Raw genomic sequence first — 26,713 nt, 5'->3', positions numbered from 1 at the left:
CGAATCACCCTTAATTTTTTTGTTAGGGCTATGGTTTACACAATATGTGAGCTTGCACCCCAAAATCTTTACATGAACTTATAAACGTATTTATTAGCCAGATTAACTGTACATAGTGTGGCTTACATTTTTGACCTAACGCCAATTTGTTTAATTCTACTGTCAATTTTGCCTTACTCAAAAAAGGTGTTGCAAGTACAATTTTCTTTATAGAGTTAGGGTTTCGATTTACAGCATCGAGAGCTACTTCTAAATCTTGCCAATTCTGGGCCCCTGTGACCCTACTAATATTGGTACTTTCATAATTCTTGTGCCACTCATTATAATATTTATTTTTAAATAGTTGCTTTTCAGCTTGAGTTCGACCAATGTTTTTTAGTGCTTGAGCAACTACGTCGTGGAAAGCACTAGCACCATAAGTATCTTTATTAGTAAATTTTGAATGTATAAATGAGATAGACGGAATATTACTATTACTATCTATAGCAATATGATCGGCCCATTCATCATTCATGTCATCACAGATAACAATATTATGAGGAGCACAATATTGATCTTCAACTTTCCGAAATAGAGAGTTAACAGGGAATCTAGTTAAATCTATTACATGTGGTTTTTCTTTTTCACTGAAAACATCATTAAAATTATAACTATCATCAAATATATTAAGTATCGAATGAACATTATTCAATAAATGCTTATCTTCAAAGCATGACTTCGAATAATATGAGTAATTCGGAGAGTCGAACACAGCAGAAAATGGTTTTTCTTTATTTATATATTTACCAAGCGTATAATTATTCGTGCCATTTTCAGTAACTAAAATATTATCGAGAACCTTATTTCTAATTATAATTAAGTTCTTTGAATATGAAACCTTACCGGATAAAGCTTTACCTTTAACTTTCAATACATCACCGTCAACCAAAACAGGGGATTTTAATTGATTAAAAATCTTATTTATCTCACCTGAACTTAACTGACTACCATCAACCTTACTTAAGACAACTTGCCCACCCAGAAACTTAGTTTCTATTTCACTCAAATCAATAAGAATCGCCACAACTTTATGCCCCAAATCTATAATATCTTTCAAACAAATAGGAGAGGCAAAATTACTAAGAAACTCACTTTGGTTTGTAGTTACCTTAATTTCATCTTTAATTCCAATAGCCCAGTCGATTAGTCCATCAAATTCTGACTTTTTATCTCTATGGCTTACTCTCGAAGTACTTGGAGTTAGAGTATATAAGTCTTCGCCTATTTTCATTCTGAAGTTGCTTGGGATTGATCGACTAGACGAATTAGATGAGACAATACCGTTCAAGCTTTTAGCTTCTAATGAACGGGATCTGATAACAGCATTTGATATGCTCATATTTTTCATGGTGACCCTTTCATATTCTGGGCTTTTATCACCATGAAAATGACAGAATTTTTGGTAATCAAATTCATCTATAAAAGAAGAAAAATGCTTTTCTGGTGAATCAACATATTTCTTCAAAATAGCTAAGGCATCATCACATTCTATTAATAGCAAATAGGCATACTTTTTTCTTTAACAGAAGTTCCTGCTAAAAATGAAGGCTCTGCTTCTATCTTGTATGCAACAATAGAGTATACAACTTGATTACCAGAAGCTGTTGTATAGTTTCTTTTAGACTCGTTTAGAAGGTAGTTACCTACACGTTCTTTAGAGATCTCTTTGAATGTATCTTCAATAGACTTCTTCGTAAGTGCTTTATTCAGCTCATAAAACTGCACATTCTTGCTTAGACTTAAATTACCAATCATTTTATTCTAATCCCTTCATGTACGACTAAACTCGCAAATAGCCCTAAAAGTGATTATATAGCCTGCTGCATAACACCCTTGAACATGTCAGCACGTTTATTGGTGTTATCTAGCCGTTCAAAAAATCATAAACCACTGTTTTTATAGTTTTATTTACCCAGCATGGCAACATATCCAAAATTCGCGTACCGGCTCGTTTTTACGATTTAATCATACTCTATTCATAAAATTGGCTTAGGTCACGTGCCTTTGTAGAAAAATTGAGCTGGAGCATGTTTTGGGCAGCTGACGCTGCCATCGCGGGTGCCTTTTGGCTCGTTCCTCGCCAAGCGTTACGCCGCGCTACGGGGTGGCTAGATTGCTTATGTGGCTGGGTCTTCGCGAGCTGAAGCTCCCTCCCACAACACCAGAGCAGAGTATCGATTCAGTGGCGGGGTTGTTTATGGAGTGGGATGGTCGCGCGCTAAAGCGCCCTCCCACAACATCACTAATGCAGTGACGGAGCGGGAGGCGCTGGGGCTTAGGCTTTTAGGACGTAGCGCAGCGTTTCGACGACTTGATCAGTAGTGGTGCACCAGGCCTGGGCTTGGGCGTCGACTTCTTTCAGCGGGTGAACGATGTCTTCGCTGTGCAGGGTGATGTAAGGCTTGGCGAGTGCGGCACAGTAGCCTGCATCAAACGCGGCGTTCCACTGTTTGTATTTGTCACCAAAGCGCACAACCACCAGATCCGCTTGCTCGATCATGGTACGAGTGCGGATGGCGTTGACCTTGGAAGACTGATGATCGCGCCAGAAGCCATTTTCCGGCTTTCCCAGGTGATCGCCTGCGGCGTCACTGGCGTCGTGGTCGGTGACCGGTGCGGTGAACACGATATCCAGGCCCGCTGCATCAGCGCCGCGCTGAATCTCTTCGCGCCAATCGGTGTGGATTTCGCCAGAAAGATAGACGTAAAAGCTCATAGTCGCTCCTGATAACTTGGTTATTTAATAGGCAGGATTATTTTATGGAAAAATATTCCATATTGATACCTGGGTTTATTTTTCCGGCTTTTTGGCGAGCAGGTAAATATCCATAATCCAGCCGTGGGTTTCGCGTAGTTCTGCGCGGTGTTGGATGATTTGGTCGCTAACCTCGCTTAGCCATCCTTTGATTAAGCACTGTTTATCCATGCCTAGGTAGGCGCCCCACCAGATGTAGGTGTCGTCAAACGGCAGCGTGGTAAACGCCCCGCCGCTGTCCAGCATCACCGCTACCGTGGCGGCATCGTTCGGCCAGCCACGCTCGCGTAGGCGGCGGCCGGTGGTGATTTGTACTGGCTCGGCGAGCGCGTTGAGGGGAATTTTATGTTCAGCGGTAAGCACCTGCAGGCTGGTGATGCCTGGCACGACCTCTACATCTACCTGCTTGCCCGCAGCGCTTAAGCGCTGGGTAATGCGCAGGCTGCTGTCGTAAAGCGAAGGGTCGCCCCACACCAGCATGCCGACCCGACCGCCATTGGGGAGATGTTCATCCATCAATTGCGCCCAAACGCTGGCAATGGCAGCGTGCCAGTCGTCTACCGCGCCCAAGTAGTTATAACTTAAGCGGTCATTACGGCTATCACGGCTGGGGAGATCGAACTCGACGATCTTGGAGGTCACCGGCGCTTCCAGCAGCCGTTCGCAGAGTAAGCGGCGTAGGTCGATCAAATCCGACTTAGCCTCGCCCTTGCGGGGCAGCAGAATCAGGTCGGCGCTATTGAGGGCGCGCACGGCGGCCAGGGTGACGTGATCAAGGTTGCCGGTGCCGATGCCTATTAGCGAAAGCGTGATCATGATTCGCTCTCTTGATCTTGGTTTACCATGGCAAAAGGCGAATCCGCTGATTGGGGGCGAAAGCGGCGGTCGTAGCCCACCGCGTAGAGGCTGCTTTCCTGGAAGTCATCGCTTTCAAGCACCGGCCCCACCAGGATTAGCGCGGTACGCTGCATGGAATCATCGATCAGCTCTTCTATAGTCGCCAACCGCCCACGCACCACTCGCTCATCGGGCCAGCTTGCCCGCCACACAATCGCCACCGGGCACTGCGCGCCATAGTAAGGCGTCAGGCTTTCGACTACTTGGGAAAGGTTATGGATGGAGAGATGAATAGCCAGCGTTGCCCCGGTGCGGGCAAAGTTGGCAAGCGTCTCGTTCCTAGGCATGGCACTGGCACGCCCCGGCGTGCGAGTAAGCACCACCGACTGGGCCACGCCGGGCAGCGTTAACTCTTGACCTAGAGTTGCCGCCGCTGCCGCAAAGGATGGCACGCCAGGGGTAATGCTGTAGGGAATTTTAAGCTCGCGCAGGCGACGCAGTTGCTCGCCCATGGCCGACCATACCGAGAGATCCCCCGAATGCAGGCGGGCCACATCCAGGCCTTCAGCGTGGGCGCGGCTGATCTCCTGCATAATCTCATCCAGCGAGAGCGGCGCAGTGTTAATCACCCTTGCCCCAGCCGGGCAGTGTTCCAGAATCTGCTCCGGCACTAAAGAGCCCGCATACAGGCACACCGGGCAAGCGGCGATTAAGTCGCGCCCGCGCAGGGTAAGCAGATCCGGCGCGCCGGGGCCTGCGCCTATAAAGTGTACGGTCATTCGGTGGCTCCTTCTGGTACTTCTGACAACGCCAGCGCGGCGGTGGCCTTGCGATCCGCTGAAATTATCCGAGGCCCTAGCAGCGTTGCCCCTGGGCCTGCGGCTAATAGCGCCACGGCCTCGGCAACGCTGCCTGTGCCGCGCGCCTGCATACTCTGGTTTGAATGGGTAAGCGTTGTCACTGTTGATAGCTCGGCATCCGCTACGGCGATGACTTCAATATTGCGCAGCCGGCCTAGCTCTTCTACCAACGGCAACATAGAACGCGCCGCCGCCAGCCGGTTGATAAGGCCGTACTTGTAGACAGCAGCGTACTGATCAATAAGCTGATCTAACGCTTGAATAAGTGATTCAAGCGTGGCTTCGCGGCGAAAACCAAACCCTGCAATTCTCAATGCCGATGGCTTCATCGAATGCCCCGCCACTGAACAATCGGATAGCTGGCTTTCCAGCCCCGTCGTGTGCCGAGGGGGGCGGCGTTGGCAAGCTCTAGACGCAGCAGTTCGCCGCCTGCCTGCTGGTGCCAGTGCGCCAGCAGCGCTTCGGATTCCAGAGTGACGGCATTGGCGACGATACGCACTCCCTTGGGCAGGCGTTGCCATAAATCGTCTAGCAGTGCTTGGGATAACCCACCGCCGATAAATACCGCATCGGGCAGCGGCGTATCGTTTAGTACGTCAGGGGCGCGGCCCTGTTTTACTTCTAGCCAGTCAACGCCCAGGTTGTTTGCATTGCTGCGCGCTCGCGCCGCCCGTTCAGCGTTTTGCTCAAAGCCCACCGCCTGATTATCCGTATGGGCGAGCAGCCACTCAATGGCAACGGAGCCTGAGCCGGTGCCGATATCCCACAGCCGCTCGCCGGGCATGGGGGCCAGCGCCGCCAGGGTAATGGCGCGAATGGTCTGCTTGGTAATCTGGCCGTCGTGGTCAAAAAAATGATCCGGCAGGCCGGGCGTCTGCGGCAAGGCGGGGCCGTTACCAGCGACTTCCAGCCCTACCGCCACCGGGTGGGCAATGTCATCGGGCAAGCTGGCGTCGCTACGGCAATGGCGAATACGCTCGTTATCGCCGCCCAAAGATTCCAGCAGCGTTAGCTGGGTGTCTCCAAAGCCAAGCCTAGTTACCAGCGCCGCCAGCTCGGTCACCGCCGCGCCGTCTCTTACCAACACCAGCAAACGTCTACCGGCATACAGGGAGGGCCGAATACGGCTCAGCGGTTTGGCGTGCAACCCCAGGCAAGTGCAACGCTCCAACGGCCAGCCCAAACGTGCAGCCGCCAAGTTAAAGGTGGAAGGGGCTGGCAGTGCCTGCCACTCGTTTGCGCTGAGATGCTGCGCGAATGAGGTACCCGCCCCGAACCAGAATGGGTCGTTTGAGACCAGCATCACCACCCGGCGGCCGCGCTGATTTAGCAGCCCAGGAATGCCATCGGCAAAGGGCACTGGCCACTCAATCACCTCGGCGTTTAGCGGCGGTAAAAGGCGCAGGTGGCGGCGTGCGCCGAACACTACCTCGGCACTTTCCAATGCCTGTCGGCTTGCCGCTGTCAGCCCCTGTGTGCCACCCTCTCCCCAGCCTAAAAGGGTAAGCCAGGGAGCGTTGTTAACCTCAGCCATGATCAAAATCCTAATTCTCGGGGGAACCAGCGAGGCCAGCGCCCTGGCCAGCGCTGTTGCCAAGCGAGGTATTCCCGCCATTTTTAGCTATGCAGGGCGCGTTAACACGCCTAACCCCCAGCCACTGCCGACCCGCATTGGTGGCTTTGGCGGCGTTAATGGGCTGGTCACGTTTTTAGCCCAGGAGCGCATTACCCATATTGTTGATGCCACCCACCCCTTTGCCGCACAGATGAGCAGCAACGTGTTAGCCGCGGCGGCACAGTGCGGTGTAAAGGCCACCGCTTTTACCCGGCCTGCCTGGCAGCCTGTTACCGGCGACCAATGGCAAAGCGTGGCAAGTATTGATGAAGCAGTTAACGCCTTGGCTGGCCCGCCCCAACGGGTGCTGCTTGCGATTGGGCGAATGCACCTTAACGCCTTTGCCGACCAGCCTCAGCACCATTATGTGCTGCGTTTAGTTGACCCGCCGACCAGCCCGTTGCCACTGCCGGATGTTAGCAGTGTGATTGATAGAGGCCCGTTTACGCTGGAAGGCGATCTCGCCCTGCTGGAAAATCAGCGGATCCAACGCATCGTGTGCAAAAACGCTGGCGGCGAAGGTGCGTCTTCCAAACTCACCGCGGCAAGAAGGCTCGGCCTACCCGTGGTGATGATAGAACGGCCTCACCTGCCATCTCGTCTTGAAGCTCATACTGTTGATGAGGTTATCAACTGGCTAACTTAACCCTACATCAGCGGCACATCTTGGTAGCGAGGGCAGGCTCCTGCGAGGGCGCTGTAACCCCGTCCTTGGGCGCTACTTTTCCCATCCATGGGAAAAGACCCTCGCATCAACCTGCCCTCGCCCCTTTCATACTCACTGGGAGGAACGCGGCGTATAAACCAGCGGCACGCCACTGCGTTCAATCAAGCGCGTTTGCTGGGAACCGACAATCACCAATGTGCGCATACCCGCCATATCCGGCGTCGCTTGCTCTAGTGTGGTGACGCGAATTGCTTCTTCCGGAGTGGAAACCGCGCGGGCGAAGATTATCAACCGGTCCGGCCCGCAGGCTTCCCGCAGTACCTCTAGCGTTCGTTCAAAACCCGCCGGCCGTGCCTTGGAACGCGGGTTGTAAAACGCCATGGCGAAGTCGGCCTCGGCAGCCAGACGCAGGCGCTTCTCAATCAGCGCCCAGGGTTTGAGGTTGTCGGATAGATTAATGCAGCAGAAGTCGTGCCCCAGCGGTGCGCCGACGCTTGCGCTGGCGGCCAGCATCGCAGAAATGCCCGGTAGTACCTGAATATCCAGCGTACGCCACTGGGCATCACCCGCCTCCAAGGCTTCGAACACCGCGGCGGCCATGGCGAATACGCCAGGGTCGCCAGAGGAGACAACCACTACCCGCTGGCCCTCAAGCGCCAGCTGTAGCGCCTGCTCCGCCCGGCGAATCTCTTCGCGGTTATCAGAACCATGGCGGACTAATCCAGCCCTAGGTGCCACGCGATTAACGTAGGGGACATAGCCCACCACATCGGTGGCTTCCAGCAGCGCAGCCGAAACCTCCGGGGTAATCATGGCGTCGGCACCCGGCCCTAGGCCGACGATTTTCAGCCAACCGCTCATGGCCGCCTCCCGTTGCCATGGATCAGCACAATCGAGAAGTAAGGCACGCTTTCGCCAACCTCACTCAGTGGCAGCACACGCTGCTGGGTCATGGCGGCGTACTCGATCAGCCACGCTTCGCCTTCACGGCCAGCATGCGTCAGCGCTCTGCGCAGCTTGGCCAGGTTGCGGCCAATTTTCATCACCACCAGTGCATCGGTTTGGGCGATGCGCTCGGCCAGCGTCTCTTCCGGCAGCGTGGCCATCAGCACCGTCATGATGTCATCGCCCCAGGTGATCGGTTGCCCGGTGGCCGTCCAGGCCGCCGACATGCCGGTAATCCCCGGCACCACTGAGACCGGCACGCGATTCAGCAGCCGCGTGTAGAGGTGCATAAAGGAGCCGTAGAAAAACGGGTCGCCTTCACAGAGCACCACTACATTGCACCCGGCCTCTGCCATCTCGATCAGTTGGGCCACGCTGCGTTCGTAAAAAGCCGACAGCAGCTCATTGTAGCGAGGGTCATCAAACGGAATTTCCGTGGTGACCGGATACTCCATGGGCAGCTCGGTTGCGCCTGTGCCGATCAAGCCTTCCACAATGGTACGCGCATGCCCGCAGCGGCCCTTTTTACGAAAATACGCCACATGGGTCGCGCCGCGTATCAGACGGTCAGCGCGCACGCTCATTAGGTCTTGGCTACCTGGCCCTAAGCCAACCCCGTAAATGGTTCCTTGGGTCATTCGATACGATCCGCCATGGCGTTGATGGCCGCTACCGTGACGGCGCTGCCGCCCAAGCGACCACGGACGATACAGCTGGGCAGCGCGGGGTTAGCCAACAGCGCTTCTTTGGATTCCGCCGCGCCGACAAAGCCGACTGGGCAGCCAATAATGGCCGCCGGGCGCGGGCAGTCTGGATCTTCGAGCATATTGAGCAGATGAAACAGCGCGGTGGGCGCGTTGCCAATGGCGACGACCGCGCCTTCCAGGTGCGCCCGCCCCAGCTCTAGCGCTGCCGCTGAACGGGTATTGGCCATTTCCTGGGCAAGGCCAGGGGTGCGTTCATCATTAAGGGTGCAGATAATGTCGTTATTAGCGGGCAGCCGTTTGCGGGTAATGCCTTCGGAGACCATCCGAGCATCGCAAAGAATCGGTGCGCCCTGCTCTAACGCTGAACGCGCTCGATTGACCACGTCATTCTGAAAATGAATATGCGCCGCCAGCTCCACCAGCCCAGCAGCGTGAATCATGCGTACCGCAACCGTTTCTTCTTCCGCTGAAAAGCGATCAAGCTCAGCTTCATTGCGAATAATCGCAAACGATTGCCGGTAAATCGCCGGTCCGTGTGTTTCATAAACGTGAGGCACCCAAACTCTCCAAATAGTGTAAAACGTCAGATTCACTAAGGCCGGTGGCCTTCGGTGTGCTATCGGCGCGACCGTTAACAATCACGTCAAAGCGCCCTTCGCGGCCGGTTAGGCACAGCGCTGCTGGCCGTTGGCGGGCACAGCCTTTGGCACACCCGGATATGTGTACGCTTGCTTCCACCCAGCCACTTAGCCGTTCGGCAAGCGGCTGGGTGGAAACACTCGCCTGTTCGCAAAAGGGTGCACCGGGGCAGGCATCCATCGCTAGCCGTGGGTCGCTATTATGACGGATTAAGCCGTCAACCGCTGGTAGTGTATCGCCGCCCTTCACCAGCAAGCGCCGCCAAGGCGTGACCTGCAAGGCACTGACATTTATTGGCGATACCGCAGCGCGCAACGTATTAACCGCTACCCGCCCAAAGGGAAGCCCCACCACCCGGCCTTCGCTATGTTTGCCCAGCGCTAGCTTCTCGCCAGGGGATGCGGGGGCAGTATCCGCAGGTGCCCAGTCGGGCAGCGGCGCTGTGTGCCGCCGCATGCGCCCAGACTCCCAACCGCCACTGTCCACAAACCAGTGGGTCAGGCGTATTAACAGCTCAACGGCGGCTTCGGGCTCGTTCACCGCCGTGCCACACTCATAGCCATCGGCGCGTACTATCAAACCACCTTCCACCGAGCGCTCAATACGAAAATCAGCGGCGCTATCGCAAAGCACCGGTGCTTTTCCCGTATCAATCGCGATGCCGATCTTGCCGGGCATGGTGGCTAATTCGCTGCCCCGCGTTTGCAGCAGGCGGGCAATGGTATGAGTGTCATCGCCCACTTGCCAAGCAGGTGCCAGCATCAGTTGCGGCTGGCGCTCTACCTGCGGGTCGTCGCTCACCAGCTGATGCTCAACCAGAAACGCCATCAGCGGCGGCCAGCTCGCGTCGGTGACCCCGCGCAGCTGAATATTGGCTCGGCTGGTTAGCTCGATTAAACCGCTACCGAAGGTCTCAGCGGCTTCACACAGTGCCACTACCTGTTGCCGTGAAAGCTGGCCCAGCGGTGGGCGTACACGCACCAACAGGCCATCGCCAGTAGCCATGGGCCGCCACGCGCCGGGGCACCAGCCTTTAATGCGCGGGATGGTGGTCATAATGCCCCGCCTCTTTGGCTTCATCCATTTCCAGCAGCAAGTCTTGTAGCGCCTGGCCATGTTCGCCGGGGGCTTGCCACATGCCTCGCTGGGCGGCTTCAAGTAAGCGTTCCGCCATTTCTTCTAAAGCTGCGGGGTTGTGCTCACGCAGAAACTGTTGATTAGCGGCGTCGAGCACCAGGGCATCACTCACCTGGGCGTACTGGTAGTCGGCGACTAGATCGGTGGTGGCATCGTAAGCAAACAGGTAGTCCACCGTAGCAGCCATCTCAAAAGCGCCTTTATAGCCGTGCTCGCGCATGGCATTGATCCACTTGGGATTCAACACGCGCGAGCGGATCACCCGCGCCAGCTCCTCTTTCAAAGTACGGATCTTGGGCACCGCAGGATTGGCGTGGTCGGCGTGATAAATGGTCGGTGCTTTTCCGCTTAGCGAGCGCGTGGCGTTGGCCATGCCACCCTGAAAAGCGTAATAGCTGTTGGAATCAAGAATATCGTGCTCGCGGTTATCCTGGTTCTGCATCACCGCATCCAGCCCTTGGAGCTGCTGCTCGAACGCCGCCCGCGCAGCAGTGCCGGAAGCCTTAAACTGGCCGTAGGCGTAGGCACCCGCGTCTAGATAGGCTTCAGCTAAATCGTCGGCGCTGTCCCAAGAGCGGTTTTCAATCAGCCGGTTTAAGCCCGCACCATATTCGCCGGGTTTGCTGCCGAAGATACGGTAACTTGCCTCTTGGGCGGCCATCTCTGGGCTTAGCCCTTGGTCTTCCAGTGCTTGCTGGCGAGCAAGCACCGCATCGCGGATGGTGTTGCTGTTACCCGGCTCTTCATAACTGGCCACCGCCTGCACGGCGGCATCAAATAGGCGGATCACATTGGGAAAGGCGTCGCGGAAGAACCCAGAGACCCGCAGCGTGACATCAACCCTTGGGCGATTAAGCAGCATCGAGGGGATCACTTCAAAATCACTCACCCGCTGGGAGCCCAGCGACCACTTAGGACGCACGCCCATTAGTGCCAGCGCCTGAGCGATATCATCACCACCAGTGCGCATGGTGGCGGTTCCCCAAATCGAAAGCCCCAACCGACGTGGATAGTCGCCGTTATCCTGCAGATAGCGCTCGACAAACGCCTGGGCGGATTTTTCACCCAGCGTCCAGGCGGCGGGCGATGGAATTGAACGGTTATCGACGCTGAAAAAGTTACGCCCGGTGGGCAGCGTATCAAGCCGCCCTCGGCTGGGCGCGCCGCTAGGGCCAGCAGGCACAAAAATGCCTTCTAGGCCGTCGAGCAGCGACTGAATCTCCATTTTCACGCCACGCTGCATAGCGACCCATAGCTGCTCGCGGGCGTAGCGAAGTTGCTCCGCCGTATCGGGGAAATCTCGGGCCAGTTCCTCCAGGCAACCCGGAGCTAATACGTAGTCGGCCACCCAACGCTCGGCCAGCAGTTCAAGGCGCTCGCGGGTATCCGCGCCGGTGCGCCAAGGGGTATCCAGCAGCTCTCTTAGAACAACGGGTTTAGGCGCCTGCCAGGGCTCGTTGCCAGCGGCTAACGGATCAAAGTCTAAACCCAGGTCGCTAGCCAGATTGTGCAGCAAACCGCGTTGGGACACGGCTTCGCCTCTGGGTAGTCGTAGCAGCGCCACCAACGTCCCCGCCCGCTTCTCTTCAGGCGGCAGCGTGCCGAGTATGTGAAAGCCATGACGAATCTGCGACTCTTTGATATCGCACAGAAAGGTATCCAGCTCGTTGAGAATGTCGGCATCATCAGCACTGTTTTCAAAACCGTCGACGGCGTGCGCCAGCTCCTGGTCGATGCCGGTATCTCGCAGGTGAGCGAGAATTTGACTGCGTATCAACGCTTCCCGGCGCGGGTCCATATCCAGCGCTTGGTAATACTCATCACATAGCGCTTCAAGCTCGGCCATAGCGCCGTAGAGTTCGGCCCGCGCTAGCGGCGGCATCAGGTGGTCGATAATCACCGCCTGACTGCGGCGCTTGGCTTGGGCACCCTCGCCGGGGTCATTCACAATAAACGGATAAAAGTGCGGCAGCGGCCCCAGGGCAATATCCGGCCAGCAGTCAGCACTCAAGGCGATGCTCTTGCCCGGCAGCCACTCTAAGTTGCCGTGCTTACCCACATGGATAACCGCGTCGACTTGATAGTGCTCGCGCAGCCAGTAGTAAAATGCCAGATAACTGTGGGGCGGCGCCAGCTCCATATCGTGATAGGACTGGGTGAGATCGTCGATAAAGTCGCGTTCCGGCTGAATACCCACGAAGGTTTCACCTAAGCGGATACCGGCGATCATCAAACGCCCCTGGCGGCATTTGGGGTCTTCGTGAGGCGTCCCCCAACGCGTCCATACGGTTTCTTGAAGCTCGCTGGGCAAAGTTCTAAACCAAGCAAGGTAGTCGTCAACGCTGATGCTCTGCCAGCAGGCGCGCTGGTCGAGGCTTCCGTGATCGTTGGTCACCGCGCCTTGAAGCTGGCGGATCAACCCATCGCCATTTTCCGGCAATTCGCTTAACGGATAACCCGCCTCTTTCAGGGCGCTGAGAATCTGCAGCGTCGAGGCGGGGGTATCCAACCCGACGCCATTACCGATCCGGCCATCGCGATTGGGGTAGTTAGCCATAATCAGCGCGATACGCTTCTGCCCATTGGGGGTTAGCCGTAGCGAACAAATGCGCCGCGCCAGCTCGGCGACAAAGGCGGCCCGTTCCGGATGAATCACGTGGTGGGTCACTGCCAGCTGGCAGCGCGGGTTATAGTGGGCTTCGGCTTTAAAGCCCACCGCCCGAGTGATAATGCGACCATCCATTTCGGGGAGCACCACCTGCATGGCCACATCGCGGCTATGCAGCCCGGCGGCCATGTCCTGCCAATCTTCCGAGGTGCTGCTGGCAAGAATCGCCTGGAGCACTACCGGACGCCCCACAAACAGGCTGTCGGGTAGCGTTTCACCCAGAGCATCCAGACCGTCGGCGTTGCGATTGACCGCAAAGCTGGTGGTATTGATCACCAGCATGGCGCCGGTTTGCTCAATCAGGTGGTTGATAAAATCAATGCATGGCCCCTCTTTCAAGGAGGCCACGGCAACCGCTAGCGGCTCTAGCCCTTTTTCTCTCAGCGCTGCCAGCAATCCGTCTGGGACAGCGGTATTCGCCCCCTGCAAGTGGCTGCGATAAAACAGCAGCAGGCACCCCGGCCGCCCTGGCACCTGACGATCACGCCACTCGCTTAGGCTCGACGCCTGCTGGTCTTGCGACGCATAAATCACCGCGGCCGGAATAACTTTCGGCCCCTGCCATGCCAGAGAAAGCGATAAACATTCGCTGGCGATAAAGCGCAGCAGCTGCTCGGCGTTATCCACACCGCCCTCTCTTAAGTAGCGCCAAACGCGGTACGCATCATCGAACGCGATGCTGGAGTCTTCCAGCAGCGCATCATCCGGGGCATCGCAGCCCGGCACTAGAATCAGCTGGCGCTCAGGTTTGGCTGCCGCCCAGGCCAACAGGCGTTCATGGCCGTACTGCCAGTAGGCCTTGCCGCCCAGCAACGAAACGATGACCAGTTGGGCGTTTTCCAGCACCCGATCTTCATAGAGATCATAGGCCGCCGGTTTTACCAAATTCATCCAGTTGGCTAGCCGTACCGAGGGGTACGCTTCACCCAGGCGGTCACCCGCCTGGGCCAGCGCCGACAGATTACTATCGGCGGCGGAGAGTATCACGACCTCGGCGGGGCTCTGTTGCAGGTCGATAATGCCTTCATCATCGACAAAGCCCCCGGGCTTGGCGGCAAATAAGTGCATTAGCTAGCCGTTTGAACCTCTGCTTCCACTAGCGCTTCGCGCAGCGCAGCGCTATCCAGCGATTTGCCAATAATCACCAGCTGGGTTTGGCGCGCCTCGTCTTGGGTCCAAAGCCGGTCGAAATAACCTTCCAAGCGCTCGCCCACCGCTTGAATAACCCGGCGCATGGGTTTGCCCGGAATCGCGGCAAAGCCTTTGGCGCGATAAATTTCGTGGCTTTTCAGCAGCTGCTGCAGCTTATTGGCCAGGGGGTCGCCATCCACTTCACCCAGGGTAATCACGCAGGAATCAAAGTTATCGTGTGCATGGTCGTGATGAGCGCCTTCAGCGTGGTGCTTATCGTGGTGATTGGTGATGCTATCAATATGCGCTTCGCTGGCCGCACCAATGCCCATCAGTGCTTCCAACTGGGCGGTGTCGGTGATCTGGGTCTGATCGATAAACAGTGTTTTTACCGATTCGCTCACCCGCGACTGAATCACCGCTTCAACCTGCGTGCGCTCTTCCGGGCTGAGCAGGTCCGCCTTGCTGACCAGTACCAGATCCGCCGCGCTTAGCTGGTCATCCAGTAGCTCGCGCAGGCTGGGGTCGTGATCCAGGCTTTCATCAGCGCGACGCTGGGCTTCGACCTTATCCACATCGCTAGCATAACGGCCGGCGGGTACCGCGGGGCCATCAATCACGGTAATAATCGCATCGACAGTGCAGTGCTGACGCACGTCGGGCCAGTTAAACGCCTGCACCAGCGGCTTAGGCAATGCCAGGCCGCTGGTTTCGATCAGAATGTGGTCGATATCATTGCGACGGGCAACCAACTTCTTCATCACCGGCAGAAACTCTTCTTCCACGGTGCAGCAGATACAGCCATTGGCCAGCTCATAGATGCTGCCGTCTTCCCCGTCTAGCTGCCCGCCTTCGCTACCCTCTTCACACCCCAGCGCACAGCTGCGCAAAAGGCTAGAGTCGATATCCTGCTCGCCGAACTCATTGACGATCACGGCGATCCGCTTGCCGGTGACTTGGCGCAGAATATTGGCCAACAGCGTGGTTTTGCCGCTGCCGAGAAAACCGGTGACGACCGTGGCGGGAATCTTATTCAGCTGTACTTTACTGGGCTGCATGGGTAAATGCCTCGCTGTGCTGCAGTTCGCAGTGCGCCGGGCTGGCAGAAAAAAGCCTCGCCACAGCGTCAGGATTGTTGGGGAAAAACAGATGTAAATAGGTCGCCGTTAAGCGATTCTGACGGTAAATCGCTTCCCCCGGTGCGGGGTGGCGCTGGCGACGGCCATGAGCAATCGGCTCGGGGGTGCCTTCTGCCATAGAGCGGTGGTGCGCATGGCCGCGAACCGGGCCTTCTGGCAACTCGGCGGTTTGCATCCCCTGGCAGCCCCGCCGCCCGCGCATCGCCCCCTGCCCTGGCAACAGGCCGAGCATGGGGTAAATGGTATCGTCGTAGTCGGTCAGGGTTTCCAGGCAGTACAGCAGACCGCCACACTCAGCCAAGATGGGCTGGTCGGCGCGATAGAAAGCCTCAATGGCCAAACGCATGGCGCAGTTATTCGCCAGTTGCTGGGCGTGAAGTTCCGGGTAGCCTCCCGGCAACCACAGCGCATCGCATTCCGGCAGGCGGCTATCAGTGAGCGGCGAGAAGAAGCGCAGCGTGGCGCCCATCTGCTCCAGCAGATCCAGATTGGCCTGGTAGATAAAGCTGAAGGCGGCGTCACGGGCTACGCCAATAGTGCGGCCTTTAAGTGCAGGCTTGACGGCCGCAAGCTGCTCTTGCGGTGCGGTAAAGGCCACTGGCGGCAGCGCCGAGAGCGCCCCCAGCACCCCTGCCGCTTCCAGCGCTTGGGCGCCCGCTTCAAAGCGGGCTTCCAAATCCTCGCGAATCTCCGCTGCTTGCACCAGCCCAAGATGGCGTTCGGGGAGCGCTAAATCAGGGTCTCGTGGCACAGCGGCCAGCAGGGGAATCGTCGCTGGCAGCGCTGATTCGATCAGCTCGCGGTGGCGCTGCGAGCCGCAGGCATTGGCGACTAATCCAGCGATATGAATATCATCACGAAAGCTGGCCAAACCTGAGACTAGCGCGGCAGCGGTCTGCGCCATGCCTTTTACATCCATAACAATTGCCATGGGAATAGCAAATAAGGCCGCCAGATCGGCGCTAGAAGGCTCGCCGTCAAACAGCCCCATGGCACCTTCGACCAAAATCAAATCCGCTTCACAGGCGGCGTCATAAAAACGCTGGCGGCAGTAAGCTTCACCTGCCATCCATAGATCCAACTGATCCACCGGCTGGCCGGAGGCCTGGGCGAGTATCTGCGGATCCAGGTAGTCCGGGCCGGTCTTGAACACCCGCACCACCTTGCCCTGATTGCGCAGCAGCCGCGCTAGGCCCGCCGTGACGGTGGTTTTGCCCTGGCCGGAAGCCGGAGCAGCGATAAATAGCGCGGGGCAGCTAGCGGTTGGCATGCTCATTAGTATTCGATCCCCGCCTGAGCTTTGACGCCGCCGCGGAAAGCGTGGCGCTCATCTTGAACAACGCTAATGGTATCGGCGATTTCCTGCAGCGGCGTGGCCATAGTGCGCCCAGTAATGATGACGTTCTGGTGCGTCGGGCGACGTTTGAGCGCTTCCACCACTGGCTCGGGGTCGAGATAACCGTACTTGAACATATAGCTCATCTCGTCCAGCACGATCATATGATAAGCGGGGTTCTCCAGCAGTCCTTTGGCGACTGCCCAGGCGGCCTCTGCGGCTTCGATGTCTCGCTCGCGGTTCTGGGTTTCCCAGGTAAAGCCGTGGCCCATGATGTGCCAATCAAGCTTGGGATGATTGCGAAAGAACAGGTATTCGCCAGTTTCACGGCGGCCTTTAATAAACTGAATGACCGCGCACTGCTGACCGTGCCCTAGTGAACGCGCCATGGTGCCAAAGGCCGAGCTGCTTTTGCCCTTGCCGTTGCCTTTAAGCAGAATCAGCACGCCACGCTCTTCAGTGGCGCGGCTAATACGCTCATCGACCACGTCTTTTTTGCGCTGCATGCGGTTTAAATGGCTAGCGTCACTCATGGGCTTTCCCCAGGTTGATGTGCAAAAACAGAAGGTGCAAAAACAGAATGTGCCAAAGATGGTTTGCCAAACGAGGCTGGCCAATAACGGGCGCCCAGTTGCTGAGCGATGCGTGCGCCCTGCCCGCGTTTAACTCTCGATTGCTCGGTATCGATTAGCAGGCAGTCACCTAGCGGGGCGAGGTCGTCAACAGATTCCCGTGTGCGGCCATCGGTAATCAAATAAGTACGTACTTGTAAGCCAGGCTCGCGGCGTTGCCACTGTTGAATTAGCCGTTTGGCTTCAATAATCGCTTCCCGCAGCGGGGTGCCCCCGCCGCCCTTGGCACTGTCAAGCGTGCCCCGCGCGTTTTTGGGAGCACGGCGACGTGAGAGTATCGACACCACGCCACCATTACCAAACCCCAGCACTGCGACCTGCTCCCGCGCAGCGTAGGCTTGGGTGACCAGTGACTCAACCAGCCCTTTGGCTTGGCCTAACAAACGCTGCCCCAAGGTGGAACCAGAGGTATCCAGTAGCACCAGATGGGCTATCGCCTGCCCTGCGCGAGATTTGCGCATTTTTAACTGCCGCCAAGGCCACTGGCCACGATTGGCGATTAGCGTCGCGAACCCGTCTAGCTGCGAGGTTTCCGCCTGAGAACGCCCTCGACCGGAGACACTTCCTTTGCCTATGCTAGCCGCTGTATCGGCACGTTGCGCACGCGGGGAAAAGATATCGCTCTCAGGCAGGTTAACCGCTGGCTGGTGAATAGACGCCTGTGCCATGGGCGGCATAGCGCCCCACTGTCCTGAAGAGCCTTGTCCTGAAGAGCCGTGTCGTGAAGAGCCTTGTCCGCCTGATCTGTCCTCTGTGCCGGTTGCCTCACCACTTTCCTCACCACTTTCCTCACCACTTTCCTCACCACTCTTCCCGCTACTTTCTTCACCACCACTACCATCCCCACCACTGGGAGGATGCTCACGGGAAGGCGGTTTAGGGTCTGAAAGCGTACAGCGATGGGCAAGTACCCAGGGCGCTACCGTATCGATATCTTCTTGGCTGACGCTGTTCGCCCCCCGCCAGGCTGCATGAGCCTGGGCTGCTCGGTGCCAGGTAACATCGGCCCGCAGGCCTTCAACGCCGGCGGCTTCGCAGCGCGTCGCAATCGTCTCGTAAACCCAGCTATCGCTGGTCACTGACGCTAGTGCCTGCTGGGCATGGTGAATCTGCTGAGTCAGCGCTGCCTGCTCTACCGCAAACTGTTTTATGTAAGCCTCAGGGTCGCGGTCAAAGGCTTCGCGCTGCTGAACAATAGCAATACGCTGTTTAACGCTGACACGGTCAGCCTGTTCGATGCAGAGGCCAAAACGGTCAAGCAGCTGCGGGCGCAGCTCGCCCTCGTCTGGGTTCATGGTGCCAATCAAGCTAAAGCGCGCCGGGTGGGAGTGACTGATGCCATCGCGCTCAACGATATTGACCCCGCTAGCGGCCACATCCAGCAGCAGGTCAACCAGCATATCCGGCAGCAGATTGACTTCGTCCACATACATCACCCCGCCATGGGCTTTAGCGAGTAGCCCTTCATGAAAGGAGGCTTCACGCTCGGCTAGCACCTTTTGCAAATCTAGACTTCCCACTAGCCGGTCTTCGCTGGCGCCGAGAGGTAAGGTGACAAAGGGTGGCTTTTTGCCATTGGTATCTTTTGGCAAAACCGCCGCCAGCGCCCGCGCCAGAGTGGATTTCGCACTACCCCGTGGGCCGCTGATCAGCACACCACCAATGCGCGGATTAATCGCATTCAGCAGCAAGGCGGTTTTCAGCGCCTCCTGGCCGACAACACCTACGAAGGGAAACTCACTCACCCGCACCTCCCGTGCAGAGCATGCTCGGAACTTGAACTTGATTCATGAAAAACTGACAAGTAATGATAAAACCATTCATAAGGAAACGATGAAATAAAGTGTTGCAGTATAGAGGAAGGAACAGCGTCGAAGCCAGCTTAGCGGCCAGCGCCTCTATGAGGCAGCCCTCACTAGCACATGATCAGAACCGCATTGGATTAATTATCAAAGTCAATAGATGAAGATAGCCGAAAGATCATGCTTTCTGTTGTTCGCCCTTCACCCGCCACCTAGAATAGCCACGTCGGTGTTCCCCTCGGAACTTAATAGAGAATCCGCCGCGGCTTGCCCGCGAAACGGAACTGCCCCCGCAACTGTAGGCGGCGAGCGATGCTCAATGAGCCACTGGACGCATTGTCTGGGAAGGCGAGCTAGCCATGACCCGTCAGTCAGGAGACCTGCCGACCATGTTAATTAATCGAGCGCGACGGCTCGGCCAGCTATTTTATCTGGTCGAGCACGCCGCTCATCATGCACGGGAGTGTACATGATTGAGGTAACAGGACATGAAGAAAGCATCTGGGGCATTCAGTGCTCACCAAGCGACACCATGGGATTGGTCATGCGAACCCAGATGTGTGATCCCTCTGCTTCTGAGAGCAACCTACCCGGTAACCTACCGCCTGCCGCACGGCAACGATTTTTAGATATTTTGTCTGCAAACAGCTGAGACATGCTAGTGTTTTTCGCTCAGGCAAAAACAATGTTATAACATAACAAATGATCTAAAAATCATCTTCTGTAGGAACCCGAAATGAAGCATGTATGTTACTCACTGATAGCCGCATCGCTGCTACCTGCCTCATACGCGATGGCCAATGACACCATTTACCCTGTCACACTATCCAATTGCGGCACAGAAATAAGTGTGCCGTCAGCCCCGCAGCGAACGGTGACTATCGGCCAGTCGGCCACGGAGATCCTCTACTCCCTTGGTCTCGCTGACCGAGTGGATGGCACCTCGGTTTGGTTTAATCCGGTCTTACCACAATTTGCTGAGGTCAACGAACAGATCGAGCGAATCGCCAACGATGACCCAAGCTTTGAAGCCGTGGTCAATAAGCGCCCTGACTTAGTTGCGGTACAGTACGAGTGGCACGTGGGCCCCACCGGTAGCGTGGCCAGCCGGAATCAGTTCCATGAACTAGGCATCGCCACTTACATCATGCCCGCCGATTGCGACACCAAGGATAACTCTACCGGTGGCGATGGTACTCGCACTGCCGCCTTCTCGACGGAGTCGATTTATAAAGGAATCACTGAACTGGCGAAAATTTATGACGTTCAAGACGCTGGTGAAGCCCTGGTGGCCGATCTTAACGCCCGTGAAGAGCACGCTATTAACCTAGCAAGTCGCCTTGATTTACCAGAAGACCTCTCGGCAGCATTTTGGTTTTCATCAACGGATCTCGGGGTTAGCCCTTTCGTTGCCGGCCAACTTGGCGCACCGGGCTATATGATGGAAAAACTGGGCATTCGCAATGTCATTGAGTCTGATGAAGAGTGGCCCACCGTTGGCTGGGAAAGCATCGCCAAGGCTGACCCTGATGTGATTGTTATCGCCTCCATGGATCGTCGTCGTTTTCCTGCTGACGACATCGAAGCAAAACGTGAGTTTCTGCACAGTGACCCCGTCACTAGCGAAATGACGGCGGTTAGAAATAACCGCATCGTAGAGATGGATGCCCATGCGATGAGTGCCACCATGCGCAGTATTTACGGCCTTGAGTCATTAGCCGAGGCGCTATCGACGATGTCTTTCAACTGATATGGCTTTTAACGAATGAGCATAGCGCTATCACGGCCAACAACTAGGCGCTTCGGGTTGCGCTGGCTTTGGGTGACGCCTCTTGTACTGGTGGCCGCGCTCATCGCGGGCACCGCTATCGGCGAGACACCAATTCCCGTTGATACGATTCTCAAAGTGCTTGCCAATCAACTGCTTGGCGCCGATTACCCGGTTGACAGAATCGACGAGGGTATTATCTGGAACTACCGCCTCAGCCGTGCCGTTGTCGCCGCCTGTTGCGGTACCAGCATGGCGCTGGCGGGAGTGGTATTGCAGGCCCTGCTGCGTAACCCTCTGGCTGACCCCTATTTAATGGGCATTTCTGCTGGAGCTTCTACGGGTGCGGTTGCAGTGGCGGTTGCTGGGTTAGGCGCTGGCATGCTGTCGTTATCGTTGGGTGCCTTCGCTGGTGCTCTACTCGCCTTTGGCATCGTCGTAATGCTCGCCCATGCGGCCAACAGCGGTGTCGGTGGTGGACGTGGTGTTCAGGCAGCAGGAGCGATTATTCTGGCGGGGATTGCTGGCTCACAGCTGTTTAATGCACTGACTGCTTTTATCATTACCAAATCGGCAAGTGCTGAACAGGCACGGGGCATTATGTTTTGGCTGATGGGCAATCTCTCTGGGGTGCGCTGGGCTGATGCTACCCTAGCGGTGCCTGCCGCGCTGTTCGGGCTACTGGTTTGCCTATGGCACCGCCGTTCCCTTGATGCGTTTACCTTCGGAGCCGATAGCGCCGCGTCTATGGGCATTGCAGTGCGCCCGGTACGAGGCATGTTGATTATCGCGATGGCGCTGGTCACTGCGGTAATGGTTTCCATCGTAGGAGCGATTGGCTTTGTTGGCTTGGTCATCCCCCATGCGATGCGCTTTATTGTCGGCAGCCAACACACGCGGTTGGTACCCGCCACGGCGCTTGCTGGCGCGGTATTTTTAATCGGTTCAGATATTCTTTCGCGCACTCTAGTATCTGGTCAGGTGCTTCCCATCGGGGTGATTACATCTCTGATCGGCGCGCCCGCTTTTGCGCTTATTCTTGTCCGTGGCAAGAGGCATTAATGCAATTATCCGCAGAACAACTCACTTGGGCGGTACATGGCACGCCACTGGTCATTGACGTCAATCTCACCGTCGAGCCCGGTCAGACCTTTGGTCTGGTGGGCCCCAATGGCTCGGGGAAAACGTCCCTGCTGCGTCTGCTGGCCGGTTTGAACAAACCTAAGACAGGCCAAGTGCGGATTGATAGCCAGCCTTTACACGCCCTCAAACAACGGACTATCGCTCAATCTATTGCCTTAGTTGAGCAACAGGCTGATACCACCGATAGAATTACCGTACGCCAAGTGGTCGCGCTGGGCCGCACACCTTTCCTTTCCGCATTACGCGCCTGGTCAGTTGAAGATGATGCCATCGTGGCTAAAGCGCTGATAGATGTCGATATGGCGCATATGGCAGACAGGCTTTGGCATACACTTTCTGGCGGTGAGCGCCAGCGCGTGCATATTGCCAGGGCATTAGCTCAACATCCTAATATCCTGCTACTGGATGAACCCACCAACCACCTGGATATTCGCCACCAGCTTTCGATTCTTGAGCTGGTCAGGCAACTGCCAATCACCGTGATTATTTCCCTGCACGATCTTAACCAAGCCATGGAGTGCGACCGCATCGGCGTTATGGATAGCGGCCGCCTAATCGATAGTGGCCCACCCCACGACGTGCTCACTGCCAACAGGCTACAACAGACCTTTGGTGTGCATGCCCATGTGATCGATGACCCTGTCGATGGCAAGCAGGTCATGCGTTTTCGCAATGCTGTTTAGCTAAAATCAATAAGAAGCACAGCCAGAAGCCACAGTTCTGACTATTACTTCCGGTCAATGGCTAGCTCACCACCTTTTGCCCAATTCTCATGGTTAGTTTCAGAAAAGAAAATCTGCACCGCTTCAGGCGGTACCTCATAGGCTTGAACAAACGCTTCCGTAATCTTATTGGCCAGTTCACGCTTCATTTCAACAGAACGTGGCGACTGTTGGATAGTTACGATGGGCATACAGACACCTGCTAGCTAAGTAAATAAGGCTTGGCCGCAGAAACTGAGTGCAACACCTGAGCATTTCGCTAAGGTGTTGTCCCATGTCTTACCTCGAACTCAGTATTGAAGAACGTGCCAGCATCCAAGTGGGTCAAGCCCAAGGGATGAGCCTTCGGCATATTGCCCAGCTCCTGGGGCGAGCTCCTTCAACCATCTCTCGTGAAATACGCCGTAACCAAATGGCCCAGAACGGTTACTGCGCCCGGTACGCCCAACGTCAGCGAGAAAAGCGTCGAGAGGTCTGTCGTCCTGCGCGTAAGCTTTTGCCAGGCACCGAGCGGTTTGATCTCATCGTGCATATGTTGCGGCGACGCTTGTCTCCCGAACAAATTAGCGGCAAGCTCAAGACGATGAAACTACCTGATTTGCGCGATGCCTACGTCTGCCGAGAGACCATCTACACGGCCATTTATGCCTTGCCTGTTGGCCACCTTCGCAAGGAACTGATTCACTGCTTGCGACAAGGTAAAACCACACGCAAGCCTCGCCGTGGCGAAGTGGATCGACGTGGCCAGATCCCTGACATGGTCAGCATTCACTTACGTCCGCCCGAGGTCAGTAAGCGTGAAATGCCCGGCCACTGGGAAGGCGATCTGATCAAAGGTAAGAATAACGCGTCCGCGGTAGGCACCTTGGTAGAGCTTAGTAGTGGCTATCTGATCCTCGCAAAAATGGACGACGCCACCGCCACCTCCGCCGTAGCAGGCTTTAGTGCTGCTCTGAATCGAATGCCGACCACCGCTCGAAAAAGCATGACCTATGATCAGGGGCGTGAAATGGCACAACATGCAAAAATCACTCAAGAAACCGGCGTTGCGATTTACTTTTGCGATCCCCATAGCCCCTGGCAACGTGGGGCCAATGAGAATATCAATGGCCTTATCCGTCAATATTTACCGAAAGGAACGGACCTTTCAGTACATAGCCAGGAAGAGCTGGACGCCATTGCCTTTGAGCTGAATATGCGACCTCGAAAACGCTTTGGATTTAAATGTCCGATAGAAGTGATGAGCGAGCTGATGGCCAAGTACCATGAAAGCCCATCAACCATCCAATGAGTGTGTTGCACTCAGAGTCTGCATCCGCCAGGTTAATGTGTCGATGAGAGCAAGGTTGTTCATGGATACTGACTTCAAAGCCCCCCTGCCCCTCAACTAGCGAGCTTAACGCTAATTTACTGCGGATCCACATACCTAATCAAGATTAAGATAAATCAACCTCGACATCACTCCTTTATTGGCACAAACACCGGTGCGCCTTCAACCTCAACCACCGTCAGCCGCTGCCGGTAAAGGCTTTCCAACGCACTGGGCACTAGCATGGTGTCTCGCGGACCCCAGCAGGCCTCACCGCTTGGGTACAGCAACAGAATGTGGTCACACCAGCGGGCGGCTAGATTTAAATCGTGTAGGCACATCATCACCGCACTGCCCTGGGCAGCTTGCTGAGCCATCAACGCCATCACCGCACTTTGGTGGTGTAGATCAAGATGATTGGTGGGTTCGTCGGCCAGCCAGATGCTGGGTGCCTGAGTCAGTACCGTGGCCATCGCCACTCGCTGGCGCTCGCCGCCCGAAAGCGTACTGAAAAGCCGGTGGCGCAGGTGCGCAACGTCCAACTGCTCAAGCGCTGCCTCGGCCCGAGCATAGTCGTCTGCGCCTTCCATCTGCCATAAAGAAAGATAGGGATGGCGGCCAATCAGCGCGGTTTCCAACACGGTCGCGGGAAAGCCGTCAAGGCGCTCCTGGAATACCATTCCCAGCATTTGTGCAATTTGCCGCCTACACAGCGTTTCAAGGGGTTGCTCCCCTAGTAACACTTGCCCAGCACGCGGCGCATATAGCCCTGCCAGGGTATGCAGCAGCGTGGTTTTACCTGCACCGTTGGGGCCAAGCACGCCCCATATCTGCCCAGGTTCGATGGCAATATTCATCGCCGTGCCATCGCGTCTTTCTGGCACGTTGATGATGAGGTCTTGCGTAACCAGGCGGCTCATCAGCGGCTCCGGTAAAGCAGAAAGAGGAACGTAGGTACACCCAACAGCGCGGTAATCACCCCCACTGGCAACTGTTCCGGGGCAATTATCGTACGGGCCAGCGTATCGGCCAGCACCAACAGGGTACCCCCAGCCAGGGCGCAGGCCGGCAATATCAACCTCTGATCGTTGCCCAGCAACAGGCGCAGCATGTGCGGCACCACAAAGCCGACAAAGCCAATGCTGCCCGCTGTGGTAACGGCTGCGGCGGTTAACAGGCTGGCCGCGATGTAAACCCCCCACTCCAGCGGTCGCACGTCAACGCCCAATGCCGCCGCTTGCTGTGGGCCTCTGGCCAGCACATTTAAGCTACGGCCCAAGGGAATCAAGACAATACAGGTGAGTAATAACAGCAGCAGCGGCGGCCAGGGAGTACGCGCGTAGGAGAGATCTCCCATCAGCCAATACAGCATACCCGGCAGCCGGTCAGCAGGGCTTAATGCCAACATCAGGGTAATCACTGCGCCCCAGCCTGCCGCCACGACTACGCCCGTAAGCAACAGGCGTGAGGGCGTCCAGCCGCCGCTACCATGAGCGAGGCCAAACACCAGAAACGTGGAGAGCAGCGCGCCTAAAAACGCCGAGCCTGATATAAACACGCCGCCCACGCCTGCCAGCATGGCCGCCAATGCACCGATAGAAGCACCACCTGAAAGCCCAAGTACATAAGGGTCTGCAAGAGGATTACGCAGCAGCACTTGCATCAGAGCGCCAGCTACCGCCAACAAACCGCCAACAGCAAAAGCTGAGAGCGCACGGGGAAGGCGTAAATCAATCACCATGGTCCGCGCCAGCGCATCGCCTTGCCCTTGTACCACCGCCCAAAGCTGTGCGGCGGAAAGCTGAGCACTGCCCACTGCCAGAGAGAACAGCATGGCGGCAATAGCAATGAGCGCCAGCAGGCTAAGGGATTGCCACAGGCGCGCTGTCATTAAGAGCTCCTGCTCATCGCTTGTGCTGCCGTGCGCTTTTGGCGGGTTTGCTCTAGTTTTTCACACAGCAACCGAGCACCCTCTAACAGGCGTGGCGTGGGCCGTTGAATAAGCGATGGGGGCACAAAATAGAGGCTATCATCCGCCACGGCGGAAAGATGAGGGTATTGCTCCCAGTGGGTCAGCCAGTGGCGGTTCTCTTCCCCCATACCACCGGCGATGATGGCTTCAGGATTGGCCACCAGCACGGCTTCGTCATCCAACCTTGGCACCAAGCGCGGCTGATCGCCAAACACGTTTTCACCACTGCAAAGTTGCACCACTTGGCCGATGAGGTGCTCATCATTCACACTCATCAGTGGTTGATCCCACACTTGGTAGAAAGTGCGCACGGGGTCACGATTATGATAGCGAGCTGCCAGGTCAGCCATGCCCTCTCTAAAATCATCAGCCACCTGCTGGCCTGCAGGCTCCGTTCCCGCTAATCGCGCCAGCCGTTCGATGGTATGAGCGACGTCGTCAACCGTTCGCGGCTCAATATAGAACACCGGCATCCCCAGCGCTTCAAGGGTTTCCATTTGCTCGGCAGGATTTCCGGTTACCCAGCCGATCACTAAATCAGGCGCCAGCCCCACTAACGTCTCTAAATCAATGCGCGTGTGACTGCCAACGGACGCAACGTCTTTGGCCTCTGGTGGATAGTCACTGTAGCTCACCACGGCGACCACTTGTTCTCCTGCGCCCGCAGCGTAGGTCAGCTCAGTCGCCCCAGGTGAGAGCGTGGCAATCCGTCGAGCAGCAGTGTGCAGACACACCTCACGGTCACGATCATCTACCGCGCAGCGGCTGTGGTCATCTGCCAATACGGAGCTGGAAATCACACCACTGAGCATTGATAAGCTTAGTATGAATCGACTTGATAACATTGCGGGGCCAGTGGCCCCGCAATGTTTAAAAAATCTCTGATTCGC

General features: G+C 56.2%; 26 protein-coding genes and 1 riboswitch. Of the genes, 6 read left to right on the top strand and 20 right to left on the bottom strand.

All coding sequences use genetic code 11. The annotated features are described in order from the left end of the window. Window positions 1-28 precede the first annotated feature (28 nt). From REH51_RS16490 to cbiE, 7 genes are all read right to left on the bottom strand, one after another. The gene (locus REH51_RS16490; protein ID WP_221927891.1) at window positions 29-1,540 is read right to left on the bottom strand and encodes a hypothetical protein; all 1,512 of its coding nucleotides are present in this window, start codon (window positions 1,538-1,540) and stop codon (window positions 29-31) included. Then, window positions 1,531-1,794: a hypothetical protein gene (locus tag REH51_RS16485; RefSeq protein WP_009723615.1), complete on the bottom strand. Its 264-nt coding sequence runs from the start codon at window positions 1,792-1,794 to the stop codon at window positions 1,531-1,533. The genes REH51_RS16490 and REH51_RS16485 overlap by 10 nt, the downstream gene beginning before the upstream one ends. 520 nt (window positions 1,795-2,314) lie before the next feature. After that, complete coding sequence (locus REH51_RS16480) at window positions 2,315-2,755, bottom strand: YtoQ family protein (protein ID WP_009723617.1); 441 nt, start codon at window positions 2,753-2,755, stop codon at window positions 2,315-2,317. A gap of 75 nt (window positions 2,756-2,830) precedes the next feature. Then, window positions 2,831-3,610, bottom strand: coding sequence for a precorrin-6A synthase (deacetylating) (cobF, locus tag REH51_RS16475; protein ID WP_009723618.1), 780 nt, complete (start codon window positions 3,608-3,610; stop codon window positions 2,831-2,833). Further along, complete coding sequence (gene cobM, locus REH51_RS16470) at window positions 3,607-4,410, bottom strand: precorrin-4 C(11)-methyltransferase (protein WP_009723619.1); 804 nt, start codon at window positions 4,408-4,410, stop codon at window positions 3,607-3,609. Before cobM ends, cobF begins: the two co-directional genes overlap by 4 nt. After that, window positions 4,407-4,820 carry a cobalamin biosynthesis protein gene (locus REH51_RS16465; protein ID WP_009723620.1) on the bottom strand — a complete coding sequence of 138 codons (414 nt, stop codon included), beginning with the start codon at window positions 4,818-4,820 and terminating at the stop codon, window positions 4,407-4,409. Before REH51_RS16465 ends, cobM begins: the two co-directional genes overlap by 4 nt. Beyond that, window positions 4,817-6,025 (bottom strand): precorrin-6y C5,15-methyltransferase (decarboxylating) subunit CbiE, encoded by a 1,209-nt coding sequence (gene cbiE, locus REH51_RS16460; protein ID WP_498936364.1) that lies wholly within the window; start codon window positions 6,023-6,025, stop codon window positions 4,817-4,819. Before cbiE ends, REH51_RS16465 begins: the two co-directional genes overlap by 4 nt. Between cbiE and REH51_RS16455 the strand changes: the two genes are divergently transcribed. Then, on the top strand, window positions 6,024-6,752 hold the full coding sequence (locus tag REH51_RS16455; RefSeq protein WP_498936362.1) for a cobalt-precorrin-6A reductase: 729 nt from the start codon (window positions 6,024-6,026) through the stop codon (window positions 6,750-6,752). The genes cbiE and REH51_RS16455 overlap by 2 nt on opposite strands. 132 nt (window positions 6,753-6,884) lie before the next feature. Here REH51_RS16455 and cobJ read toward each other — a convergent pair whose 3' ends face one another. Genes cobJ through REH51_RS16410 form a run of 9 tightly spaced genes read right to left on the bottom strand, consistent with a single transcriptional unit; the run spans window position 6,885 to window position 18,852 of the window. Continuing rightward, window positions 6,885-7,634 carry a precorrin-3B C(17)-methyltransferase gene (cobJ, locus tag REH51_RS16450; RefSeq protein WP_498936361.1) on the bottom strand — a complete coding sequence of 250 codons (750 nt, stop codon included), beginning with the start codon at window positions 7,632-7,634 and terminating at the stop codon, window positions 6,885-6,887. Next, a complete protein-coding gene (cobI, locus tag REH51_RS16445; protein ID WP_009723624.1) occupies window positions 7,631-8,356 on the bottom strand; it encodes a precorrin-2 C(20)-methyltransferase in 726 nt (241 codons plus the stop codon). Before cobI ends, cobJ begins: the two co-directional genes overlap by 4 nt. Beyond that, window positions 8,353-8,982 carry a precorrin-8X methylmutase gene (locus tag REH51_RS16440; RefSeq protein ID WP_498936359.1) on the bottom strand — a complete coding sequence of 210 codons (630 nt, stop codon included), beginning with the start codon at window positions 8,980-8,982 and terminating at the stop codon, window positions 8,353-8,355. The genes cobI and REH51_RS16440 overlap by 4 nt, the downstream gene beginning before the upstream one ends. Beyond that, on the bottom strand, window positions 8,966-10,120 hold the full coding sequence (locus REH51_RS16435) for a ferredoxin-like domain-containing protein (RefSeq protein ID WP_009723626.1): 1,155 nt from the start codon (window positions 10,118-10,120) through the stop codon (window positions 8,966-8,968). The genes REH51_RS16440 and REH51_RS16435 overlap by 17 nt, the downstream gene beginning before the upstream one ends. Next, on the bottom strand, window positions 10,098-13,937 hold the full coding sequence (gene cobN, locus REH51_RS16430; protein WP_498936357.1) for a cobaltochelatase subunit CobN: 3,840 nt from the start codon (window positions 13,935-13,937) through the stop codon (window positions 10,098-10,100). The genes REH51_RS16435 and cobN overlap by 23 nt, the downstream gene beginning before the upstream one ends. After that, window positions 13,937-15,058, bottom strand: coding sequence for a cobalamin biosynthesis protein CobW (gene cobW / locus REH51_RS16425; protein ID WP_498936355.1), 1,122 nt, complete (start codon window positions 15,056-15,058; stop codon window positions 13,937-13,939). Before cobW ends, cobN begins: the two co-directional genes overlap by 1 nt. Continuing rightward, window positions 15,045-16,415 (bottom strand): cobyrinic acid a,c-diamide synthase CobB, encoded by a 1,371-nt coding sequence (locus tag REH51_RS16420; RefSeq protein ID WP_498936354.1) that lies wholly within the window; start codon window positions 16,413-16,415, stop codon window positions 15,045-15,047. Before REH51_RS16420 ends, cobW begins: the two co-directional genes overlap by 14 nt. Next, entirely contained in the window at window positions 16,415-17,008 is a 594-nt protein-coding gene (gene cobO / locus REH51_RS16415) for a cob(I)yrinic acid a,c-diamide adenosyltransferase (RefSeq protein WP_009723631.1), read from the bottom strand. Before cobO ends, REH51_RS16420 begins: the two co-directional genes overlap by 1 nt. Beyond that, window positions 17,005-18,852 (bottom strand): AAA family ATPase, encoded by a 1,848-nt coding sequence (locus tag REH51_RS16410; RefSeq protein ID WP_009723632.1) that lies wholly within the window; start codon window positions 18,850-18,852, stop codon window positions 17,005-17,007. Before REH51_RS16410 ends, cobO begins: the two co-directional genes overlap by 4 nt. A 267-nt stretch (window positions 18,853-19,119) precedes the next feature. After that, window positions 19,120-19,311, top strand: a riboswitch (cobalamin riboswitch). Window positions 19,312-19,378: 67 nt separating this feature from the next. Between REH51_RS16410 and REH51_RS16405 the strand changes: the two genes are divergently transcribed. The 4 genes from REH51_RS16405 (at window position 19,379) to REH51_RS16390 (ending at window position 22,503) form a co-directional block, all read left to right on the top strand. After that, window positions 19,379-19,561: a cupredoxin domain-containing protein gene (locus REH51_RS16405; protein WP_050801099.1), complete on the top strand. Its 183-nt coding sequence runs from the start codon at window positions 19,379-19,381 to the stop codon at window positions 19,559-19,561. 84 nt (window positions 19,562-19,645) lie between these two features. Next, a complete protein-coding gene (locus tag REH51_RS16400; protein WP_009723633.1) occupies window positions 19,646-20,659 on the top strand; it encodes an ABC transporter substrate-binding protein in 1,014 nt (337 codons plus the stop codon). Between the two features lie 15 nt (window positions 20,660-20,674). Further along, window positions 20,675-21,739: a FecCD family ABC transporter permease gene (locus REH51_RS16395; protein ID WP_039869166.1), complete on the top strand. Its 1,065-nt coding sequence runs from the start codon at window positions 20,675-20,677 to the stop codon at window positions 21,737-21,739. After that, window positions 21,739-22,503 (top strand): ABC transporter ATP-binding protein, encoded by a 765-nt coding sequence (locus REH51_RS16390; protein ID WP_009723635.1) that lies wholly within the window; start codon window positions 21,739-21,741, stop codon window positions 22,501-22,503. Before REH51_RS16395 ends, REH51_RS16390 begins: the two co-directional genes overlap by 1 nt. A gap of 44 nt (window positions 22,504-22,547) precedes the next feature. Here REH51_RS16390 and REH51_RS16385 read toward each other — a convergent pair whose 3' ends face one another. Then, window positions 22,548-22,733, bottom strand: coding sequence for a tautomerase family protein (locus tag REH51_RS16385; RefSeq protein WP_009723636.1), 186 nt, complete (start codon window positions 22,731-22,733; stop codon window positions 22,548-22,550). Window positions 22,734-22,816: 83 nt separating this feature from the next. On the opposite strand from REH51_RS16385, the gene REH51_RS16380 reads away from it, so the two are divergent. Next, window positions 22,817-23,833: an IS30 family transposase gene (locus REH51_RS16380; RefSeq protein ID WP_234667734.1), complete on the top strand. Its 1,017-nt coding sequence runs from the start codon at window positions 22,817-22,819 to the stop codon at window positions 23,831-23,833. Window positions 23,834-24,000: 167 nt separating this feature from the next. Here REH51_RS16380 and REH51_RS16375 read toward each other — a convergent pair whose 3' ends face one another. The 3 genes from REH51_RS16375 to REH51_RS16365 are packed head-to-tail and all read right to left on the bottom strand — an operon-like array spanning window position 24,001 to window position 26,635. Next, window positions 24,001-24,771: an ABC transporter ATP-binding protein gene (locus tag REH51_RS16375; protein WP_498936352.1), complete on the bottom strand. Its 771-nt coding sequence runs from the start codon at window positions 24,769-24,771 to the stop codon at window positions 24,001-24,003. Continuing rightward, on the bottom strand, window positions 24,771-25,742 hold the full coding sequence (locus REH51_RS16370) for a FecCD family ABC transporter permease (protein ID WP_498936350.1): 972 nt from the start codon (window positions 25,740-25,742) through the stop codon (window positions 24,771-24,773). Before REH51_RS16370 ends, REH51_RS16375 begins: the two co-directional genes overlap by 1 nt. Then, a complete protein-coding gene (locus REH51_RS16365; RefSeq protein WP_143759752.1) occupies window positions 25,742-26,635 on the bottom strand; it encodes a cobalamin-binding protein in 894 nt (297 codons plus the stop codon). Before REH51_RS16365 ends, REH51_RS16370 begins: the two co-directional genes overlap by 1 nt. Window positions 26,636-26,713: the final 78 nt, after the last annotated feature.

This window comes from Halomonas bluephagenesis, assembly GCF_054790765.1.
The sequence above is the reverse complement of the archived record's forward strand: the minus strand, read 5'-3'. Positions and strand labels throughout refer to the sequence as shown.